This window comes from Streptomyces sp. NPDC025721 (assembly GCF_055558595.1).
In genome coordinates, this window is sequence record NZ_JBVHMF010000002.1 from 79,665 (window position 1) to 101,160 (window position 21,496).

16 protein-coding genes and 2 tRNA genes are annotated in these 21,496 nt (G+C 72.6%); 15 read left to right on the forward strand and 3 right to left on the reverse strand.

Features of this window, described 5'->3' with window-relative positions:
* Positions 1-83: 83 nt before the first annotated feature.
* The 6 genes from ACZ4EF_RS04325 (at position 84) to ACZ4EF_RS04350 (ending at position 4,364) form a co-directional block, all read left to right on the forward strand.
* Positions 84-230: a hypothetical protein gene (locus ACZ4EF_RS04325; RefSeq protein ID WP_355348984.1), complete on the forward strand. Its 147-nt coding sequence runs from the start codon at positions 84-86 to the stop codon at positions 228-230.
* A 2-nt stretch (positions 231-232) separates the two neighbouring features.
* Positions 233-835, forward strand: a complete 603-nt coding sequence (gene nadD / locus ACZ4EF_RS04330) for a nicotinate-nucleotide adenylyltransferase (RefSeq protein WP_355348927.1) — start codon at positions 233-235, stop codon at positions 833-835.
* A 31-nt stretch (positions 836-866) separates the two neighbouring features.
* Positions 867-2,828, forward strand: coding sequence for an LCP family protein (locus ACZ4EF_RS04335; protein WP_467502715.1), 1,962 nt, complete (start codon positions 867-869; stop codon positions 2,826-2,828).
* Between the two features lie 230 nt (positions 2,829-3,058).
* A complete protein-coding gene (gene rsfS / locus ACZ4EF_RS04340) occupies positions 3,059-3,493 on the forward strand; it encodes a ribosome silencing factor (protein WP_355348921.1) in 435 nt (144 codons plus the stop codon).
* On the forward strand, positions 3,490-4,143 hold the full coding sequence (locus tag ACZ4EF_RS04345; RefSeq protein WP_401715847.1) for a histidine phosphatase family protein: 654 nt from the start codon (positions 3,490-3,492) through the stop codon (positions 4,141-4,143). The genes rsfS and ACZ4EF_RS04345 overlap by 4 nt, the downstream gene beginning before the upstream one ends.
* Before the next feature lie 148 nt (positions 4,144-4,291).
* Positions 4,292-4,364, forward strand: a tRNA-Ala gene (locus tag ACZ4EF_RS04350).
* Between the two features lie 187 nt (positions 4,365-4,551).
* On the opposite strand, the gene ACZ4EF_RS04355 is transcribed toward ACZ4EF_RS04350, so the two are convergent.
* The gene (locus ACZ4EF_RS04355; protein ID WP_355348918.1) at positions 4,552-4,929 is read right to left on the reverse strand and encodes a hypothetical protein; all 378 of its coding nucleotides are present in this window, start codon (positions 4,927-4,929) and stop codon (positions 4,552-4,554) included.
* 90 nt (positions 4,930-5,019) lie between these two features.
* On the opposite strand from ACZ4EF_RS04355, the gene ACZ4EF_RS04360 reads away from it, so the two are divergent.
* Complete coding sequence (locus ACZ4EF_RS04360; protein ID WP_467502718.1) at positions 5,020-5,574, forward strand: hypothetical protein; 555 nt, start codon at positions 5,020-5,022, stop codon at positions 5,572-5,574.
* A 27-nt stretch (positions 5,575-5,601) separates the two neighbouring features.
* Here the strand turns inward: ACZ4EF_RS04360 and ACZ4EF_RS04365 are convergent, their stop codons facing one another.
* Together ACZ4EF_RS04365 and ACZ4EF_RS04370 are read right to left on the reverse strand one after the other, a co-directional pair.
* Positions 5,602-6,699: an alkene reductase gene (locus ACZ4EF_RS04365; protein WP_467502720.1), complete on the reverse strand. Its 1,098-nt coding sequence runs from the start codon at positions 6,697-6,699 to the stop codon at positions 5,602-5,604.
* A gap of 87 nt (positions 6,700-6,786) precedes the next feature.
* Complete coding sequence (locus tag ACZ4EF_RS04370; protein ID WP_467502722.1) at positions 6,787-8,142, reverse strand: glycosyltransferase 87 family protein; 1,356 nt, start codon at positions 8,140-8,142, stop codon at positions 6,787-6,789.
* A gap of 133 nt (positions 8,143-8,275) precedes the next feature.
* Here ACZ4EF_RS04370 and ACZ4EF_RS04375 point away from each other — a divergent pair.
* The 8 genes from ACZ4EF_RS04375 (at position 8,276) to ACZ4EF_RS04410 (ending at position 21,438) form a co-directional block, all read left to right on the forward strand.
* Positions 8,276-8,348 (forward strand) — tRNA-Ala (locus ACZ4EF_RS04375).
* Positions 8,349-8,567: 219 nt separating this feature from the next.
* Positions 8,568-10,355, forward strand: coding sequence for a P-loop NTPase (locus tag ACZ4EF_RS04380; RefSeq protein ID WP_467502724.1), 1,788 nt, complete (start codon positions 8,568-8,570; stop codon positions 10,353-10,355).
* A 217-nt stretch (positions 10,356-10,572) separates the two neighbouring features.
* Complete coding sequence (locus ACZ4EF_RS04385) at positions 10,573-12,540, forward strand: S53 family peptidase (RefSeq protein ID WP_355348903.1); 1,968 nt, start codon at positions 10,573-10,575, stop codon at positions 12,538-12,540.
* Between the two features lie 364 nt (positions 12,541-12,904).
* Complete coding sequence (gene leuS, locus ACZ4EF_RS04390) at positions 12,905-15,772, forward strand: leucine--tRNA ligase (RefSeq protein WP_467345755.1); 2,868 nt, start codon at positions 12,905-12,907, stop codon at positions 15,770-15,772.
* A 162-nt stretch (positions 15,773-15,934) separates the two neighbouring features.
* The gene (locus tag ACZ4EF_RS04395; RefSeq protein WP_355348897.1) at positions 15,935-16,501 is read left to right on the forward strand and encodes a hypothetical protein; all 567 of its coding nucleotides are present in this window, start codon (positions 15,935-15,937) and stop codon (positions 16,499-16,501) included.
* Between the two features lie 367 nt (positions 16,502-16,868).
* Complete coding sequence (locus ACZ4EF_RS04400; protein ID WP_355348894.1) at positions 16,869-17,714, forward strand: DegV family protein; 846 nt, start codon at positions 16,869-16,871, stop codon at positions 17,712-17,714.
* A gap of 257 nt (positions 17,715-17,971) precedes the next feature.
* Entirely contained in the window at positions 17,972-18,928 is a 957-nt protein-coding gene (locus tag ACZ4EF_RS04405) for a ComEA family DNA-binding protein (RefSeq protein WP_467502728.1), read from the forward strand.
* Positions 18,925-21,438 (forward strand): ComEC/Rec2 family competence protein, encoded by a 2,514-nt coding sequence (locus ACZ4EF_RS04410; protein ID WP_467502730.1) that lies wholly within the window; start codon positions 18,925-18,927, stop codon positions 21,436-21,438. Before ACZ4EF_RS04405 ends, ACZ4EF_RS04410 begins: the two co-directional genes overlap by 4 nt.
* The last annotated feature ends 58 nt before the right edge of the window (positions 21,439-21,496 follow it).

Below are 21,496 nucleotides of genomic sequence, written 5' to 3' on the forward strand. Positions count from 1 at the left end.
CGCGAAGTTCCCTTCCGCCCGCCCGTACGATGTGCCGAGAGTCTTCTCCCCCGTCCCCGATATCGCAAAGGGTCCCGCTGATCATGTCGTCCAACGCAGCCTCCGCCCTGACCACACTCGCCGAGGGGGGCGGCAACCACAACAGCCTCAGCCCGTACGTGACCGGCTTCGGCGCACTGGCCGCCCTGCTGCTCCTGCTGTGGATCGTGACCCGCTTCAACCGGGACTGACCATGCCGGACGCGAAGCACCGCATCGGGGTGATGGGCGGCACCTTCGACCCCATCCACCACGGTCACCTGGTCGCCGCCAGCGAGGTCGTCAGCCTCTTCCACCTCGACGAGGTGGTCTTCGTGCCGACCGGCCAGCCGTGGCAGAAGAGCGACCAGAAGGTGTCGGCCGCCGAGGACCGCTACCTGATGACGGTGATCGCCACCGCGTCCAACCCGCAGTTCTCGGTGAGCCGCAGCGACATCGACCGCGCGGGCAAGACGTACACCATCGACACCCTGCGCGATCTGCGCGCCGAGCACCCGGGCGCCGAGCTGTTCTTCATCACCGGTGCCGACGCGCTCTCCCAGATCTTCTCCTGGCGGGACGCGGAGGAACTGTTCTCTCTCGCGCACTTCATCGGGGTCACACGCCCCGGGCATACGCTGTCGGACCCGGGCTTCCCCGAGGGCGGTGTCTCGCTCGTGGAGGTCCCGGCGCTGGCGATCTCCTCCACGGACTGCCGCCAGCGGGTGGCCAAGGGGGATCCTGTCTGGTACTTGGTTCCGGACGGTGTAGTGCGCTACATCGACAAACGCGCGCTGTACCGGGACGCGACCGGGTAGCTCCGCAACGAACCACGTGAAGGGGTTCCTCGTGAACGACGCAAACCCCCGTTGGCAGCAAGCCGAGGGCGGTCCTGAGAACGAGAGAGACCCTTACGCGCAAGACCCCTACTACCAGCAGCAGTCCTACGGTTACGACCCGTACGCACAGCCCCATCCCGCGCAGCAGCAACAGGGGCAGCAGCCGCAGCAGCAGGCCGCTCAGCAGGCGCCGCCGCACGTCCCCCAGCAGCAGCCGCACCCCGGTTACCAGGACCCGTACTACGGCGACCCCTCGCAGACCTACGCCGGCCAGCAGCAGGGCTGGATCCCGCAGCAGCCCCAACAGCCGTACTACGAACAGGGACCGGGCCCCGGCGGCTACGGCCAGGGCCATGCGCCGGGCCAGAGCCAGGGACAGGGCCAGGGTTACGGCGCGGGGCAGCCGCAGGCGTACGACACCGGGCAGCACACCGTCTACGAGACCGGCCAGCAGCCCCCCGCGTACGACACCGGCCAGCACGCGGTCTACGACACGGGCCGGCAGCAGCCGGTCTACGACACCGGTCCACAGCAGCCCGTCTACGACACGGGCCAGCAACCGGTCTACGACACCGGCCGGCACGCCGTGTACGAGACCGGGCAGCAGCCGCCGGTGTACGAGACAGGGCAGCAGCCGGTCTTCCACGAGGAGCCCGGGACGCGGCAGGCGCCGGCCGCCGCAAGCGGGGCGAAGGGGCCCGACGGGCAGTATCTGACCGAGCAGTTCGCCTTCATCGACGAGGACTCGGAGGAGTCGGAAGAGGTCATCGACTGGCTGAAGTTCTCCGAGTCGCGCACCGAGCGCCGCGAGGAGGCCAAGCGGCGCGGCAAGAACCGCAAGGTCGGCCTGATCCTGCTGGTCGTGCTCGCGATGCTCGGCGGCGTCGGCTACCTGTGGCAGGCGGGCAAGCTGCCCGGCCTCGGCGACTCGAAGGGCCCGGCCGCGGCGGCGGGCGGCGCGCAGAAGCGCGACGTCATAGTCGTGCACCTGATGCCGGTCGACAAGGGCGCGCCCGCCACCGCGCTGCTGGTGGACAACGAGACCAAGGGCCGCGGCACGACGGTCCTGCTGCCCAACTCCCTCAACGTCACCACCGAGGACGGCACGTCGACCACCCTGGACAAGGCGGTCGGCGACGGCGTCGGCCCGACCAGGGACGCCCTCAACTCGCTGCTCGGCTCCGACATCAAGGGCACCTGGCGGCTGGACACCCCGTATCTGGAACTGCTGGTCGACTCGCTCGGCGACGTCTACGTCGACACCGACGCCGAGGTGAAGGGCACCGGCAAGGACAAGGACAAGACGCTGGTCCGGCAGGGCAAGCAGACCGAGCTGACCGGCCAGGCGGCCGTCGCGTACGCCACCTACCTCGCGCCGGGCGAGCCGCAGACCAAGCAGCTCAGCCGCTTCGGGCAGGTCATGCAGGCGCTGCTGAAGAAGATGCCCAGCGACGCGGCGACCGCGACCAAGACCGTCCAGTCGCTGGCCCAGATCCTCGACCCGTCACTGACCGACCAGCAGCTCGGCGCGTCGCTCGCGCAGCTCGCGGAGCTGGCCAAGACCGGCGCGTACGACACGGCGATGCTGCCGGTGCAGAAGGACGGCACGCTCACCGCGAAGACCAGCGACAGCGTCGTCAAGGACATCCTCGGCGGCACGGTCAAGACCTCCGACGCGACCGCGCAGGCCCGCGTGCAGATCAAGGACGCCACCGGCGACAAGAAGTCGGGCCCGATGGCGCAGGCCGCGATCGTCAACGGCGGCACGTACACCTATGTGCCGGGCGGCACGGCGGACAAGTCCCAGGCCCTCTCGCAGATCGTCTACGGCGACGACGCGCGGCTGGCCGCGGCCAAGGACGTCGCGTCCACCCTGGGGCTGCCCGCGAGCGCGGTGAAGAAGGGCACGGTGCCGGCGACCGCGGACATCTCGGTGGTGCTCGGCAAGGACTACAAGCAGACGGGCCAGTGAGCGCCCGCCGCGGGCTCCGGCTGCCGGTGACCGAGCATGGTGACCGGTCCGCGGCGATCGGCGCATGGTGACCGGCGCGCGGGCTCCGGCCCGTGGTGACCGGCGCGCGGTCACCGGCCCGTGGTGACCGGCGCGTGGTGACCGGCGCGCGGTGATCGAAAAGGGGTCGGGGGCTGTCCGAGGGTCGTGAGACCCTTGGGTGACCAGCCCCCGACCCGAAAGTCTCCTCAGTGACCGCCACGGACCGTTCCATCGAGCTGACCCGTACCGCCGCCCAGGCCGCGGCCGACAAGCTCGCGCACGACATCATCGCCTACGACGTCAGCGACGTCCTCTCCATCACCGACACCTTCCTGGTGGCCTCCGCGCCCAACGACCGACAGGTCAAGGCCATCGTCGACGGCATCGAGGAGACCCTGGCCAAGGAGCTGGACGCCAAGCCGGTACGGCGCGAGGGCGAGCGGGACGGCCGCTGGGTGCTGCTCGACTACATCGACATCGTGGTGCACGTGCAGCACTCCGAGGAGCGGGTCTTCTACGCCCTGGAGCGGCTGTGGAAGGACTGCCCGGAGATCGAGCTGCCGCAGGACGCGGTCGCGACCCGCGGCAAGGGCGCCGAGCACGCCCAGGCGCAGGAGGCGCAGGACGAGGGAGACCTGAACTGAACGGGAACAAGGGCGGCCGTGGCCGCCGGATCGTGCTCTGGCGGCACGGCCAGACGGCCTGGAATCTCGAACAGCGCTTCCAGGGCAACACCGACATCGAGCTGACCGCCGAGGGCATCGCGCAGGCGCGCCGCGCCGCCCGGCTGCTCGCGGCGCTGCGGCCGGACGCGATCATCGCCTCCGACCTGCGCCGGGCCGCGGGCACCGCCGCGGAGCTTGCCGCGGTGACCCACCTGCCGGTCACGCACTACGAGGGTCTGCGCGAGACCTTCGCCGGAGCCTGGCAGGGCCTGACCCACACCGAGATCGTCGAGCGCTACGGCGAGCAGTACGCGGCCTGGAAGCGCGGCGAGCCGGTGCGGCGCGGCGGCGGCGAGCTGGAGACCGAGGTCGCCGACCGGGCCGCCCCCGTGGTGCTGACCGCCGCCGACAAGCTCGCCGACGACGGCGTCCTCGTCGTCGTCAGCCACGGCGGCACCATCCGCACCACCATCGGACGGCTGCTCGGCCTGGAGTCCACGAGCTGGGAGTCGCTCGGCGGCCTGACGAACTGCTGCTGGTCCGTCCTCGGCGAGGGCGCCCGCGGCTGGCGGCTGCTTGAGCACAACGCGGGCACCCTGCCGGAACCGGTCCTCGGCGACGACACCTGAGCGCGCGCCGGACCGTGCTCGCGGCGGCCTCCGGACGGCCCTCGACCGGGTCCGGGACGCGTCCGCGCGCGGCGGTGCAGCGGATTTCGTTTCCGGCGCGCTCACCGGCTATGCTTCTTCTCGTCGCCGGGGAAACCCGCGCTGACGCGGGGCTGTAGCTCAGTTGGTAGAGCGCTTGCATGGCATGCAAGAGGTCCGGGGTTCAATTCCCCGTAGCTCCACAAGGTCGAGGGCGGAGTGTGCTCGCGGATAACGCGAGTCACCCCGCCCTCTGTCGTTTCTGCCCGGCTGCGCCTCGCGCCGCTGGGGCTTCGCCACCTGGAGCCCCGTGAGGTCGGCCGGGCCGGACGCCGAGGCGGGAGTACCCGGGGACAGGGTCCACACGCGACGTACGAAGGTCCCGTTCCCTCACCGGGGGAGCGGGATCTCTGCGTTCCGGCCCTCCCGCGTGGCCTGCTCGGCCTTCTCGCGCAGGATCTCGGAGAGCGGGCGGCCGTGCTCGGGGCAGCCGACGACCGGGTCGGGGATGGCGCGCAGGCGCTCGATCCGGCGGGTGTCCTGCGCGCCGAGCGGGGTGTAGACGACGACGCGGTGCTCGGCCATGCCGTCGATGCTCAGCGAGCTGGACGACAGATTGACGGTGCCGACCGCGTGGTGCCGGAAGACCTTGACCCGCCTGCCCGGCGCGGCAACGGGCGCAGGGACCCCGGGGGCGGCGGGGGCGGTGCGGCGGGGTCTCGACCTGCCGGGCCTGGTCGTGCTCGGCGCCGCGGTGACGCTGCTCACCGTGCCGCTCGTCCTCGGGCAGGAGGAGGGGCTGGCCGCTGTGGGGCTGGTTCTCGCTGGGCCTGAGCGTGCTGCTCTTCGCGCTTCACGGTGCTCGAAGCGCGGCTCGCCCGGCGCGGCGGCGCCCCGCTGGTGTCCGCGCGTGTGCTGCGGGCGCCGGGCATGCCGCGCGCGGTGACGGTGATCTCGCTGACGATGGCGGCCAACGCGGGTTTCCTCTTCGCCATCGCCCTGCACCTCCAGTCGGGCCTCGGCGACAGCGCGCTGCGCACCGGCCTGACCTTCGCGACCTGCGCGGTCGCCTTCGGCGCCGTCGGCCACGGCGGCGCGCTGCTCTACGGCACGCTGCTGCCCCTGGGCGCCGGACTCGGCCTCGCCTTCAGCCCGACGCTCACCCTGGCGCTCGGCAAGGTCGCGCCGCGCGACGCGGCGGAGGCCAGCGGCCTGCTCGCCACCGTCACCCAGCTCGGCCAGCTCCTCGGCGTCGCCACCCTCGGCACGCTCTACCTCAACCGGCTCGACCTGCCCGGCGCCCACCCCTCGGCCCACTCCTACGCCGTGACGTCGGCGGCCATGGCGGCGGTGTCGTCGGTCGGCGCCGTGGTCGCGGTCGAGTGGCGGCGGAGCGGGCGGCGCCGGGCCTGAGGCGCGGAGGGCCTGTGCCGGTGCGTCCTACGCGTCCTGCGCGTCCTCCGCGTCCTGCGCGTCCAGGAACGGGTAGTCGGTGTAGCCGCGCTCGTCGCCGCCGTAATACGTGGCCCGGTCCGGGGTGTTGAACGGTCCGCCCGCGCGGAGCCTGCGCGGCAGGTCGGGGTTGGCGAGGAAGAGTGCGCCGTACGAGAGCATGTCGGCGGTGCCGTCCTCGATCAGCGCCAGCTCCTCCGGGCCCGAAGGGCGGCCGACCGTACGGGCGTTGAGGATGAGGGCGCCGGAGAAGCGTTTGCGCAGCTCCAGGGTGAGCGCCCGGTCGTCGTTCTCGATGAGGTGCAGATACGCGGGGCCGACCGCTTCGATCGCCTGGACCAGCGCGACATACGTCGGTCCCGGCTCCGGCTCGTGGAGGTCGCCGAGCGGATTGCCGGGCGAGACGCGCAGGCCCGTACGGTCGGCGCCGATCGCCCCGGCCACCGCCGTGACCAGCTCGACCGCGAACCGTATCCGGCGCTCGGGGGAGCCGCCCCAGTCGTCGGTGCGGACATTGGAGTTGGGCGCTAGGAACTGGTGCGCGAGATAGCCGTTGGCCGCGTGCACCTCGACGCCGTCGAAGCCCGCCGTGATCGCGTTGCGGGCCGCGGCGGCGTGGTCGGCCACGGTCTGCCGGATGCCGTCCTCGGTCAGCTCTTCGGGGACGACGAACTCCTTCGGCCCGTCCCGCGTGTAGACCGTGCCCTGGGCGGCGACGGCCGAGGCGCCGACCGGTACGAGGCCGTCGGGCAGCAGGGAGGGGTGGCCGATCCGGCCGGTGTGCATGAGCTGCGCGAAGATCCGGCCGCCCGCCGCGTGCACGGCGTCGGTGACCCGGCGCCAGGCGGCGATCTGCTCGTCGCTGTGCAGACCGGGAGTGTCGGGATAGCCCTGGCCGACGGGGGAGGGCTGGGCGCCCTCGGTGACGATCAGCCCGGCGGAGGCGCGCTGCGCGTAGTAGCGCACGGCGGCGTCGGTCGGGGCGAGTCCGGGACCGTACGCCCTGCTGCGGGTCATCGGTGCCATGACGATACGGTTCGGCAGCCGCACACCGCCGAGGTCGAGGGGGTCGAACGCGGTGGTCAAAGCGGTCTCCAGGCTCGTCCGGCGGCGGGGCTCGTAGTCGGCCGAAAGCCACCGTAACCGCGGATCCGCCCCGGAAATGTTGAGGATTCATGAACTTCCGGCCGGAGCGGCCGGGGCGGGGGCGGGCGCCGTGACCAGGGGCGGCGCGGGGTCGGGAGCCGCCTCCGGAATCGGCGCCGGACGACGGCTTTCGGCGGTTGACACGCGCCTGGAGGGCATGGTGTACAGCGCGCGGACGGCCAGCGTGCCCGCCAGCGCCAGGAACGCCACGGCCGCCAGCGGATAACCGGCCGACAGCAGTATCTGCGGCCCGCTCTGCCGCAGCTCCAGCCGTCCGGGGCCGTGCGGCACCGCCCACAGCGCGAAGGAGCAGAAGAGACCGCAGGCCGCGGCCGTCCCGGCCGCCCACCGCCAGTCCCCGCGGCGCAACGCCTCGGAGCCGAGCAGCACCAGTATCGGCACCGCCCACACCCAGTGGTGCGACCACGACACCGGACTGATCAGCAGCGCCGTCATGGCGCAGGCCACCGCCGCCCACGCGGGCCCGTACGGCAGCCGGTCCCCGGCCAGCAGCGCCGCGACGGCCACCGCGAGCCCGGCCAGACCCGCCACGGCGGCGCCCGCCAGCCAGACCGTCCCCGGGTCCCCGGTGTGCTGGAACCGGGCGACCACCCCGCGCAGCGACTGGTTGGCGGTGTCCTCGCCGAAGCCGACCCGGTCCGGCGCGAGCACCACCCCGGTCCAGAACCGCCGCGAGTCGTACGGCAGCGCGAGCGCCGCGACCGCGACCGTACCGGCGAAGGTGCCGCCCGCCACCAGCGCGCGCCGCACATAGGGCGCGCCGCTTCCCTCCCGGCGCAGCGCCGCCGCCCCCGCCACGGCCAGGAAGACGGCGAAGAGCGCGGGCGTCAGCTTGATCCCGGCGGCGATCCCGATCCCGGCCCCCGCCCAGCGGTGCGCGGCAGGGCGGGTCAGGTCCCACAGCACCAGCACCGCGAGCAGCAGATTGACCTGCCCGTAGCGCAGGGTCGTCCACACCGGCTCGCACCACACCGCCGCCGCGGCCACGGCGAGCACCACCGCGGCCCGCGGCGCGCGTACCGGACGGCCGGCCAGCCGCAGCGACAGCGCGACCAGCGCCACCAGCAGCAGCAGATTCCCGGCCGTCGCCGCCGTCCGCATCGCTCCGGGCCGCAGCCACGTCAGCGGCACGAACAGCAGCGCGGCGAACGGCGGATACGTCGTCGGCAGCCGCGCGTACGTCGCGCGCATCGCGTACAGGTCACCGCCGCCGCGTACCGTCAGGCCCTCGGCCCGGTACACCATGAGGTCGATCATCGACACGTGCGCGCCGCGCTGCGCCGCCCAGAATCCGGCGAAGGACGCGAGGCAGCCGACCCCGGCCGCGGTCACCGCCGCCCGCCGCCGCCGTACCGCGCCCACGCCACCACGCTCCTCCCGCCGTCACAGAACTCCGAGGTCGGAGGCCCGCCACCGGCCGGAAACGAGTTGGCGGTCCCGGCCCGCGGCCGTGTAATGTATCCCGAGTCGCCGGGCCCACCGCCCGACACCACGCGGGGCTGTAGCTCAGTTGGTAGAGCGCTTGCATGGCATGCAAGAGGTCCGGGGTTCAATTCCCCGTAGCTCCACGAGTGAGAGAGCGAGACCTGTCCGCAGAAGGCGGACGGATCTCGCTCTTTTCCGTTGCGCGGCGGCCGCACCCTGAGGGGCGCGGCTCCGGGGCGCGGCTTCGGACCGGCCGCGGGCCCGGTCTGTTCTGACCGGCCGCGGGATCCGTCACCCGACCGGCCTGACGGCTGGTCAACTACCCTGGGCGCACAGGGCGGAAGCGACGGGGGAGAGACCTCTTGGACCAGCTGGACTGGCAGTTGATCGACCGTGAGTTCCTCGCCGGTCGGCGCGAGGCCTCGCGGGAGAGTCTGGTCCGCTACTTCGACGGTGCCCTGCCGACCTGGGAGACGGTGCTGGCGGACGTGCCGCGCCGCGAGGCGGTCTCGCGTATCACCGGGAATCTGCTGTACGAGCGGGGCTCGGCGAGCACCGTGCACCTGGTGGTGGGCCCCAGCGGCGAGGGCAAGTCGACGCTGATCCGGCAGGTCGCCGTCGATCTCGCGAGCAGCCACGAGGACTGGCGGGTGTACTGGCGGGACTCCGGCGACACCCTGGATCTGAAGTGGATCGCGGAGCTGGACCCGGACCGCAACACGCTCTTCGTCTCGGACGACGCGGAGAAGATCGCGACCGGCTGCTTCGACGTCCTGCGGCGGCTTGAGGGCCGCTCGGACCTGCACTTCCTGCTGGCCGCGCGGGACACCGACTGGCGGGCCGTCAGGGCCGACTCGCTGCCGTGGAACACGCTGAACGTCACGCCGAAGCGGATCGCCCTGCGCGGCCTCGGCAAGGACGGTGTGGACGCGCGGGAGATCGTCGAGGCGTGGACGCGGTCGCAGGCGCTCGGCCAGCTCGCCTCGTACAACCAGGTCGAGGACCGCGTGGCGGCGCTGCTCGCGGCGGTCCGCGGCGAGGAGGCCAGCCTGGAGGACGGCGCGCTGCTCGGCGGCATGCTCCGGGTCCGCGTCGGCGACCGGCTGGACGGCCATGTGCAGCAGATGCTCGGACGCCTGGTCCACTACCCGTTGAGCAACGGCCGCACGCTCGCGTACGCCTTCTTCATGATCGCCGCCCTGCACGGCATCAATGTGCGGGAGATGTCGCCGCGGCTGCTCGCCGAGGCGCTCAACATCGACGTGAGCCGGGTCGAGGAGGAGATCGTCATCCCGCTCGGCGAGGAGGCGGCGGCGGCCCGCGCGGGCGACCGGCTGCTCGTCAGGCACCGCGCGGTCGCCGAGTCGGCGCTGCGCGTCGCCCGCAGCCTCGGCGTCGACATGAAGGACATCTACGCGCGCCTGACCCGCGTCGGCATCCGCGTGGCGACCCGGCCCGGAAGCGGCCTGGACGCCAAGGAGTTCCGGTACATGTCGCAGAAACTGAGCAGCTCGCCCGAGTACGCGATCGGCTCCGCCCGCGCGGCGGTGGAGGAGGAGCCCGACGACCTGCGCCGGGTGGTCAACCTCGTCGTGGTGCTGCGGCACAACGCCATGAACGACGAGCTGACGGCGGTCGCGCAGGAGCATGTCGGCCGGATCGGTACGATGGTCAACTCCCGTGAGGCGGCCCGGCGGTTCTTCTACGAGTGGTCGATCGCGGAGGGCAAGTCCGGCCGCCCTGAGATCGCCTGCTGGCTCACCGCGGTGTCGCTGGCCGATCTGGCGTGGGCCGATCCGCTGCGCGACGAGCGGGACGTCGAGTGGCGGATGGCCGGTTTCGTACCGGGGTTCAAGGCCCTGGCCGCGCGCACCGGGGACGAGCGGTTCGCGCGCGGGGTGCGCGCGGTCGAGACGCTGCTGCGCGGCTGGCCGGTCAGCCCGCGTACCGAGCGGGACATGGTCATGTACCGCTCCTACGCCAAGAGTCAGGGCGTGCCGGAGATGGACCGCGACACCTGCCGTACGGAGTTGACGGCCGCGGTCGTGGCCGCCTGGCGATTGCGGTCGCGTGAACTTCCCGACGTTCCCGCGGGATCGACCTTGCGCTTCCACCGGCTGTTCCAGAAGCTGGACGAGCACCCCGCCTGACCGGGCGGGCGGCCCCGACGGGCCCCGTGCCCGATCGGGCACGCGACCTGAACGGCCATACGCACGACGGGCGGTGGCTACCGTTCCTTGACCCGCTCTTGGGAAAACCATGCCCCTGACATGAACCGATCAGCGAAAGAGTGTCGCTCTGCGGTACGAGCCGTACGGATAGCGGCGACACCGCACTTCGCGACAACTCGCTTCGCATGGGGGTTTCATGAGATTTGAGCGCAAGAGAACGCGTGTGGGACTGGTGGCGGCCGCCGCGCTGCCCCTGGTCGCCGGCGCGCTCGCGCTTGGCACCCAGTCCGCCACGGCCGACCAGCCCAGCGGACGCCAACTCCTCTCCGGCACCAAGCCGCAGTGGGCCACCACCCAGGCAGACAAGGGCGCGACCGCGAACACCGGCAAGGTGTCCGTCCGCGTCTATCTGGCCGGACGGGACGCGAAGGGCCTCGCGGCCTACGCCAAGTCCGTCTCGGATCCGAACTCGGCTGACTACGGTCACTATCTGACCACCGCGCAGACCCAGTCGCGCTACGGTGCGACGAAGGCCCAGATAGCCGAGGTCACCGACTGGCTGAAGTCCTCCGGCCTGAAGGTGACCGCGACCTCCCAGCACTACATCGCCGTGACCGGTGACGTGGCCGCCGCGGAGAAGGCTTTCGGCACCCAGCTCCACAACTACTCCAAGGCGGGCCACACTTACCACGCCCCGGCGACCACGGCGTCCGCGCCCGCCTCGCTCAAGGGCGCGGTGCTGACCGTCACCGGCCTGGACAACGCACCCAAGAAGTCCAGCCACGACGACACGCTGCCGCCTCCGGACGCGGTCTTCAAGAACGCCGGACCCTTCTCCACGTACTTCGGCTCGAACACCAACAACAAGCTCCCCAACGCGTACGGCACCAAGGCGCCTTACGCGATCAAGGGCTACACCGGTGAGCAGCTCCGTGCCGCGTACGGCGCCGGCAAGTACACCGGCAAGGGCGTGACGGTGGCCATCACCGACGCGTACGCCTCGCCGACCATCGCCGCCGACGCCTCGCAGTACGCCAAGCGCAACGGCGACCAGAAGTACAAGAAGGGCCAGCTCTCGCAGGTCCTGCCGAGCGAGTTCACCAACACCGACGAGTGCGGCGCGTCCGGCTGGTACGGCGAGGAGACGCTCGACGTCGAGGCCGTGCACGCGGTCGCCCCCGACGCGAACATCGTCTACCTCGGCGCGGCCTCCTGCTACGACGACGACTTCCTCGACACCCTCAACAAGGTCGTGGACGGCCACCTGGCCGACATCGTCTCCAACTCGTGGGGCGACGTCGAGGCCAACGAGACCCCGGACGTGGCCGCGGCCTACGACCAGGTCTTCCAGCAGGGCGCTGTCGAGGGCATCGGCTTCTACTTCTCCTCCGGTGACAACGGCGACAACGTCGCCTCCACCGGTGTGAAGCAGGCCGACACCCCCGGAAACTCCGACTGGGCCACCTCCGTCGGCGGCACCTCGCTGGCGGTCGGCAAGAACGACAAGTACAAGTGGGAGACCGGCTGGGGCACCGAGCGCGCCCCGCTGTCGGCCGACGGCAAGTCCTGGGTGGGCTTCCCCGGCCCGTACACCTCGGGCGCGGGCGGCGGCACCAGCAAGCTGTACGCGCAGCCGTACTACCAGCGCGGCGTCGTCCCCGACTCGCTGGCGCTCGCCAACGGCGGCACCGTCAAGCAGCGTGTCGAGCCCGACATCGCCGCGGTCGCCGACCCGAACACCGGCTTCCTCGTCGGTCAGACCCAGACCTTCCCCGACGGGTCGCTCCAGTACAGCGAGTACCGGATCGGCGGCACCTCGCTCGCCGCGCCGGTGATCGCGGGCGTCCAGGCGCTGTCGCAGCAGGCCCGTAACGGCATCGCGATCGGCTTCGCCAACCCGCTCATCTACAACAAGTACGGCACGTCCGCGTACCACGACGTGACCGACCACCCGCTGGGCCAGGGCCAGGGTCTCGCCGTCGTGCGTGTCGACTTCGCGAACGCCTTCGACGCCTCGGACGGCACGATCACCTCGCTCCGTACCCTCGGTGCGGACGCGTCGCTGCACGCCACGGTCGGCTATGACGACGTCACCGGCGTCGGCACCCCGGGTGCCGACTACGTGAAGTCGTACCTGCCGCCGAAGAAGAACGGCAAGCACTGAACGGTGTGACGCGGTTCTGAGAACGGTGTGACGCGGTTCTGGTCCGACGCGCCTCCGCGTTTCGGACATGGTTCTACGCCGATCCGGCGCGGATCCGAGGCGTGCGGACGCGCTTCGGAAGCGTTTCGGACGCGGTGAAGCGGGGCCCGTACCGGGGAGCGATCCTCGGTGCGGGCCCCGCCCCCGCTGCGGTAACCTGATGCCATGCGAGCTGTGAGCCTCCTGCTTAGCGAGCCGCGCTGACCGAGAACCCCGTCAGTGCGGCACCCCTCCTGCGCGAGGGGCTTTTTTGTTTCCGCAGGCAGCGACGGGCAGCAGGCTTCCGGGCCGCAGCCGTCAAGACATCGATGGAGTACCGAGGACGATGAGCGAGATCACCCCGGCCGCCGAGACGGCTGCGCCCCACCGCTACACGGCCGAACTGGCCGCGGACATCGAGGGCCGCTGGCAGGACTTCTGGCAGGCCCACGGCACCTACGAGGCGCCGAACCCCAGCGGCGACCTGGACGGCGACCCCGAGACGGCCGCGCGCCCCAAGAAATTCATCATGGACATGTTCCCGTACCCCTCGGGCGCGGGACTGCACGTCGGCCACCCGCTGGGCTACATCGCGACCGACGTCTACGCCCGCCACCAGCGGATGACCGGCCACAATGTGCTGCACACCCTGGGCTTCGACGCCTTCGGCCTGCCCGCCGAGCAGTACGCCGTACAGACCGGCACCCACCCGCGGGTCACCACCGAGGCCAACATCGTCACGATGACGGCGCAACTGCGGCGGCTGGGCCTGGGCCACGACAAGCGCCGCTCCTTCGCCACGATCGACCCCGAGTACTACCGCTGGACCCAGTGGATCTTCCTGCGGATCTTCAACTCCTGGTACGACGAGGAGGCCGCCCGCGCCCGCCCGATCAGCGAGCTGGTCGAGCAGTACGAGGGCGGCGTCCGCGCGACCCCCGACGGCCGCGCGTGGGCGGAGCTGACCGTCGCCGAGCGCGCCGGTGTCCTGGACGGCCACCGGCTGGCGTACGTCGCCCAGTCGCCGGTCAACTGGTGCCCCGGACTGGGCACCGTGCTGGCCAACGAGGAGGTCACCGCCGACGGCCGTTCCGAGCGCGGCAACTTCCCCGTCTTCAAGGCCAATCTGCGCCAGTGGATGATGCGCATCACCGCGTACGCCGACCGGCTGCTGGACGACCTGGACCTGCTGGACTGGCCCGAGGCCATCAAGCAGCAGCAGCGCAACTGGATCGGGCGCAGCGAAGGCGCGCGCGTCGACTTCCCCGTGGCCGGCGCCGACCGCCCGATCACGGTCTTCACCACCCGTCAGGACACGCTGTTCGGCGCCACCTATATGGTGCTGGCCCCCGAGCACGACCTGGTGGACGCGATCGTCCCCGACGCCTGGCCCGAGGGCACCCACCAGGTGTGGACCGGCGGCCACGCCACGCCCGCGGAGGCCGTCGCCGCCTACCGCAAATTCGCCTCCTCGAAGTCCGACGTGGAGCGGCAGGCCGACGCCAAGGAGAAGACAGGCGTCTTTACCGGCGCCTTCGCCGTAAACCCCGTCAGCGGTGAAAATGTCCCCGTCTTCATCGCGGACTACGTGCTGATGGGCTACGGCACCGGCGCCATCATGGCCGTGCCCGCCCACGACGCCCGCGACTTCGCCTTCGCCCGCGCCTTCGAACTGCCGATGCGCTGCGTCGTGGCCCCCACCGACGGCCGCGGCACCGACCCTGCCCAGTGGGACGACGCCTTCGGGTCGTACGACGCGACGATCGTCAACTCGGCCGGGTCCGGGGTGTCCCTGGACGGCCTGGGCGTGGTCGAGGCGAAGGCCGTGATCACCGCCTGGCTGGCCGAGCGCGGCATCGGCGAGGGCACCGTCAACTACCGGCTGCGCGACTGGCTGTTCAGCCGTCAGCGCTACTGGGGCGAGCCCTTCCCCGTCGTCTACGACGAGGACGGCGTCGTGCACGCGCTGCCCGACTCGATGCTGCCCGTCGCCCTGCCCGAGGTCGACGACTACAGCCCCCGCACCTTCGACCCCGACGACGCGGACACCTCCCCGGAGCCGCCGCTGTCGCGCAACGAGGACTGGGTGACGGTCGAGCTGGACCTGGGCGACGGCGTCCGCACGTACCGCCGCGAGACCAACACCATGCCCAACTGGGCCGGTTCCTGCTGGTACGAGCTGCGCTACCTGGACCCGCACAACAGCGAGCGGCTGGTCGACCCGGCCATCGAGCAGTACTGGATGGGCCCGCGCGAGGGGCAGCCCGCGGGCGGCGTCGACCTGTACGTCGGCGGCGCCGAGCACGCGGTGCTGCACCTGCTGTACGCCCGTTTCTGGCACAAGGTGCTGCACGACCTGGGCCACGTCTCGTCCGTGGAGCCGTTCCACCGGCTGTTCAACCAGGGCATGATCCAGGCGTTCGTCTACCGTGACGCGCGCGGCATCGCGGTGCCCGCCGTCGAGGTCGAGGAGCGGGACGGCGGCTGGTTCTACCAGGGCGAGCCCGTCAGCCGTGTGCTGGGCAAGATGGGCAAGTCCCTGAAGAACGCCGTGACGCCCGACGAGATCTGCGCCGAATACGGCGCCGACACCCTGCGCCTGTACGAGATGGCGATGGGCCCGCTGGATGTCTCCCGCCCCTGGGACACCCGCGCGGTCGTCGGCCAGTACCGGCTGTTGCAGCGCCTGTGGCGCAATGTCGTGGACGAGGCCACCGGCGCGGTGACCGTCTCCGAGGCCGAGCCCGACGAGGCCACGCTGCGCGCGCTGCACAAGGCGATCGACGGTGTCACCGGCGATATGGCGGGCCTGCGCTTCAACACCGCCATCGCCAAGATCACCGAACTGAACAACCACCTGACGAAGACGGGCGGCCCCGTGCCGCGCGCCATCGCCGAGCCCCTGGTGCTGCTGATCGCGCCCCTGGCGCCGCACATCGCCGAGGAGCTGTGGAGCAGGCTGGGACACACTTCCTCCCTGGTGCACGAGCCCTTCCCGGTCGCCGACCCCGCCCTGGCGCAGGACGAGGCCGTCGTGTGCGTCGTCCAGATCAAGGGCAAGGTCAGGGCACGGTTGGAGGTTCCTCCGACCATTTCCGACACCGAGCTGGAGGCTCAGGCGCTGGCCGACCCGGCCGTCGTCGCGGCGCTGGGCGGTGCGGCGGTGCGCAAGGTGATCGTGCGGGCGCCGAAGCTGGTCAACATCGTGGTGTGAGGCGGCGGCTTCTTCGCAGGGGGCGCCGCCTCGCGGAGGGCGACCCTTAAGGGGCAGGTTGGGGGATCGGCCGGATCCCGCGGCCTGCCCCTCCCGTTTACGGTGGAGACGTCTACGGTGGATGGTGGAGTGTCCGCCGTTCGAGGTTGGAGGAGAGCGCCCGTGGAAATCGCAGGCTTCGTCGTCCTGGTGCTCTTCCTCGCCTTCGTCACGCTCGGGGTCGTGGCCACCGTCAAGACGGTGCGCGCCGCGCGCCGCGGTGTCGCCCGCGCCTCGGCCCAGGCGCGCCGCGCCATCGAGGACACCCAGCTCAAGGCCCGCCGCTACACCACCACCGGCCCCGCGGGCCAGGTCGCGCAGCTCCGTATCGACCTGCGCACCGCCATCGACAGCACCTTCCGCGCCCTCGAACACGACCCGTCGCTGACGGAGGCCGCCGGTCTCATGGCGCGCCTCAACGACCACGCCCGCACCCTCGACCGCGAGCTGGCCCTCCTGGAGCGCGAGCCCGACCGAGCCCGCCTCGCCGCGCTCCTCCCCGACCTCTCCACCCGCGCCCACCGCATCACCCACTCCGCGGACTCCCTGCGCTGGGCCGCCCAGGACCGCGCCCACCAGTTCGCCTCCGACGACCTCACCGCCCTCCGCCACCAGATCGACATCGAATCGGCCGCCCTCCGCCACTGGGAGCCGGCGGCTCCGCCGAAGCTGAGCCCGACTGCGGAGTAGGCCCTTTGGCGGGGTGCGAGGGGTGAGCTGTTGGCGGGGTGTCAGGGGTGAGCCGTTGGCGGTTGTGGCAGGCGTGAGCCCTCGGAGGGCCGCCAGGGGTGAGCCTTTGGCGGGCCGCCAGAAGCCGAATGCGGCCCGTCCGGCGTGTGCGGCCGAAGCCCGAGCCTGGCGGGGGTGCCAGAAGCGACGCGTCAACCCGTCCGGCGTGTGCGGGCGGGCCCCGGGGCTGGGGCGGGGCGCCGGAAGCGAACCATCAGCCCGTCAGGCGTTTGTGGGGCACCTCCCGGCGGCAGCCGGGGGAGAGCGGCCCGCCCGGCAGTGAGGGCCCGAGTACCGCCCCGACCTGCGCACCGGTAACCTCCCCGTCATGTCCCCGCATGTCGCCATCGTCACGGATTCCACGGCCTACCTCCACCCCGAGGCCGTGCGCCGGCACAACATCTCCGTCGTGCCGCTCACCGTGGTCATCGGCGACGAAGCCCTCGAAGAGGGCACCGAAATCTCCGCCCCCGCCGTGGCACGAGCCCTCCAGCGGCGACATCCGGTCACCACCTCCCGTCCGTCCCCGGCCGAATTCGCCGCCGTCTACGAGGCCGTCGCGGACGCGGGCGCGGAGGCGATCGTCTCGCTCCACCTGTCCGGCGAGTTCTCCGGCACCTACGACGCGGCGCTGCTCGCGGCGAAGGAGGCGGCGGTACCGGTGCGGGTGGTCGACACCGGAATGGTCGCGATGGCGCTCGGCTTCACCGTCCTCGCGGCGGCCGAGACGGCGGAAGCGGGCGGCACCCCGGACGACATCGTCGCCGCCGCCGAGAAGCGGGCCGACGCCACCTCCGCGTACTTCTACGTCGACACGCTGGACTATCTGCGCCGGGGCGGCCGGATCGGCGCCGCCCAGGCGCTGTTCGGTTCCGCACTCGCCGTGAAGCCGCTGCTGCGCCTCGTCGACGGCCGGATCGAGCTGATGGAGAAGGTCAGGACGGCCTCCAAGGCGATCACCCGGCTGGAGGAGATCGTCGTCGAGCAGGCGGGCACCCGCCGGGTGACCCTCGCCGTCCACCACCTCGCCTCGGCCGACCGCGCGGCGGCCCTCGCGGACCGGCTGCGGGAGCGGGTGCCGGGCCTCGACGACCTGGTGGTCAGCGAGGTGGGCGCGGTGATCGGCGCGCACACCGGGCCGGGGCTGCTCGGGGTCGTCATCTCGCCGCACTGAGCGGGGTGGGTGCCCGTTGGGGGCATGGGGCTTCGGCGGCGTGGGCGACCTGCGCGGTGTGAGCGGTGTGAGCGGTGTGAGCGGTGTGAGCGGTGTGCGCGGCCTGCGCGATGCGCGCGGTGTGAGCGGTCGGCGGGGCCGTCGGCCGGGGGCCTGAATCACCCTCACGGGTGACGGAGTTATCCACAATCGCCGAGTTGTCCACAGATTCAGACCAAGATCGTCTTTCGGCGGTGATCGGGTCCAGCATCGGACCCATGAACTCTCTGGAACCGATCCGCACCGCCATCCGTCCGCAACGAAAGTCCGGCCCCGACCCGGCCGAGGTGCGCGAACGCGCCGCCGCGCTGTTCGGTACGGCGGTGGAGCGCGGCGCGCGGGAAGGGCCGCCGGGGGCGCGGTCGGAACCACCGGAACGGTCGGGGTCGTCGCCTGAGTCCACGCCTGAGCCCTCGCCTGAGTCCACGCCTGCGCTCTCGGCCAAGCCCTCGCCTGAGCCGCTGCCGCTGCCGCTGCCTCTGTCCGAGCGGCCCGCGGTGGCCGAGGAACCGACCGGTCCGGTACGACGCCTGCGCACCTGGCTCTTCGTCCGCTGCGGGCTGGAGTTCAAGACGGTGCTGGCGTTGGTGGCCGTACTGGTCATCGCGGGTGGCCTCGCGGTGCAGCACTTCGTGGCGGGCCGCCCCCGGACGATCGCGGTGCCGCCGCCGCTGTCGTCGTCGGGGAGGCCGCTAACGGCCGTGGGCGCCTCGGCCATGGCGTCGGCGGCCACGACCACCCCCGCGCCGAAACTCACCGTGGACATCGCGGGCAAGGTCGCCAAGCCGGGGCTACGGCGGCTTCCTTCCGGCTCGCGCGTCGCCGACGCCCTCTCCGCCGCCGGCGGCGCCCTCCCCGGCACGGACACCAGCACCCTCAACCTCGCCCGCCCCCTCACCGACGGCGAACAGATCCTGGTCGGCATCGCCCCGGCCCCCGGTGCCCCGGCCGATCCCGGCGACCCCGCAGCCGCCGCCCCCGCCTCCCCGGTCAGCCTCAACTCCGCCACCGCCGCCCAACTCGACGCCCTGCCCGGCGTCGGCCCCGTCCTCGCCCAGCACATCCTCGACTTCCGCACCCAGCACGGCTCCTTCACCTCCGTCGACCAACTGCGCCAAGTCCCCGGCATCGGTGACCGCAAATTCACCACCCTCAAGCCCCTGGTCCACCCATGACCCGCCCCGTGCCCGGCAGCGACGACCCGGAGGGCGCTGGGCCCGCGGCGAGCGAGCGGGCCGCTGTGCACGCGGCGGCGGCTTCGCGGCTCGGGGCCGCGAACCCACGGCAGGAGGGACCGCCGGATTGGCGGTTGGTGTGCCCCGCGGTCGCGGCGTGGGGCGGGGCGGCGGTCGGGCCGGGACTGGGGACGCGCGTCGGGATCGGGGTGGTGCTGGCGGCGCTCCTCGCGGGCGCGGCGCTGTTGATGGCGGCAGGCGTGAGGGGCGGCGGGCGGCGGGAGTTGGGGGCGGCGCTGGCGGCGGTGGTGCTGTGCGGGGCGGTGGGGGCGGGCGCGGCCGTGCTCGGGGAGGCGGACCGGTATCGGGGGCCGGTGGCGGGGATGGCCGAGCGCGGGGCGGTGGCGGAGGTCGAGCTGCGGGTGACAGGCGACCCGACGGAGGCCCGCCCACGGGTCCGGGGAGCCGCCCAGGCGCCACGGACGGCCGTCGTCGGGGGAGAGGCGTTACGGGTCGGCGGCACGCGCGTCCGGACGCCGGTGGTGGTGCTGGCCGAGGGGGACGTCGGGCGGTGGCTGAAGCTGCTGCCGTCCACGACGATCGCGGTCACGGCCCGGCTGGCCCCGGCGGACCGGCCGGGGGACAGGGCCGCCGCCCTGCTCAAGGCGCAGGGACCGCCGCGCGTCCTGGCACCGCCGAGCCTGCCGCAGCGCGTCGCGGGCCGACTCCGCGCGGGCCTGCGGGAGGCGAGCCGCCCACTGCCCGCGGACGCCCGAGCGCTGCTGCCGGGGCTGGTCGTGGGCGACACCACGGGCCTCACACCCGACCTGAAGGCCGTCTTCCGGGCCACCGACCTCACCCACCTCACGGCCGTCTCCGGAGGCAACCTCACGATCGTCCTGATCCTGCTGATCGGACCGCCGGGTGTGGCGATCAGGGCCGAACGACGCGGCCTGGCCGCCTCCTTGGGGCTGCCGCTCCGGCTGACGGCGCTGCTCGGCACGGGCCTGACGCTCGGATTCGTGCTGGTCTGCCGCCCGGACCCGAGCGTGTTGCGGGCCGCCGCCTGCGGGCTGATCACGCTGCTGGCCATCGGCACCGGCCGCCGCCGGTCCCTGCTCCCGGCGCTGGCCGCGGCGGTGCTGCTGCTGGTGCTGTACGAGCCGGAGCTGGCCCGCTCCTACGGCTTCGCGCTGTCGGTGCTCGCCACGGGCGCGCTGTTGACGCTGGCGCCCCGCTGGAGCGAGGCGTTACGGGCCAGGGGGGTGCCGCCGAGGCTGGCGGAGGCGCTGGCGGCGGCGGGGGCCGCGCAGGCGGTGTGCGGCCCGGTGATCGTGCTGCTGTCGGCTCGCCTCAGCCTGGTCGCGGTGCCGTGCAATCTGCTGGCGGAACCGGCGGTGGGTCCGGCCACGGTCCTCGGGTTCGGGGCACTGGCGCTCGCCCCGGTCGCGTTGCCCGCCGCCCGCGCGCTGGCGTGGCTCGCGGGCTGGCCGACCGGCTGGATCGCGGCGGTGGCCCGGCACGGCGCGGCGCTGCCGGGCGCCGAGGTCGCCTGGCCGGGCGGCTGGGCGGGCGCGGCGCTGCTGGCGGTGCTGACGGCGGCCGTCGTGGTCGGCGGCGGGGTGCTGCGGCGCAGGCCGTGGCTGTGCGTGGTGTGCGCGTTCCTGCTGCTGCTCGCGCTGGTGCGGCCGGTGGAGCTGCCGAGGTTCGTGGCGGGCTGGCCGCCGGGCGGGTGGCGGTTCGCGATGTGCGACGTCGGGCAGGGCGACGCCCTGGCGCTGTCGGCGGGTCCGGGCGCGGCGGTCGTGGTGGACGCGGGGCCGGAGCCGGACAAGGTCGACCGCTGCCTGCGGGACCTGCGCGTCACCTCCGTGCCGCTGCTGATCCTGACGCACTTCCACGCCGACCACGTGGACGGTCTGCCGGGGGTGCTGCGGGGCCGCAGGGTGGGTGCGATCGAGACGACGGTGCTGGGCGAGCCGCCGCGGCAGGCCGGGGCCGTACGGCGGGAAGCGGCGGCGGCCGGGGTGCCGATGGTGCTCGCGGCGGCGGGGGAGCGGCGCGGTCTCGGCCCGCTGGAGTGGCGGGTGCTGTGGCCGCCGCCCAGTGCGGCGGCGCTGCCCGACAACGGGCCGAACGACGCCAGTGTGGCGCTGCTGGTCCGCACCGGAGGTCTGACGCTGCTGCTGATGGGCGACCTGGAACCGGCCGCGCAGGAGCGGCTGTTGGCGCAGGCGCCGGATCTGCCGCGGGTCGATGTCCTGAAGGTGGCGCACCACGGTTCGGCGTATCAGGACGAGGAGCTGTTCGACCGGGTGCGGCCGCGGCTCGCGGTGATCTCGGTCGGCGCGGACAACCCCTACGGTCACCCGGCGGCCCGGACGGTCGCGGCGCTGCGGGCGCTGGGGGCGGTGGTGCTGCGGACGGACACCGACGGGTCGATCGCGGTGGCCGAGGACGGGCGGGGGGAGCTGCGGACGAGCGTGGCCGGGAAGGGGGCAGGGATGTAAAGGATTCTTTGTAAAGGAGTGCTTGTAAGGGAAGCTTTCTAAAGATAGCTTTAGATAC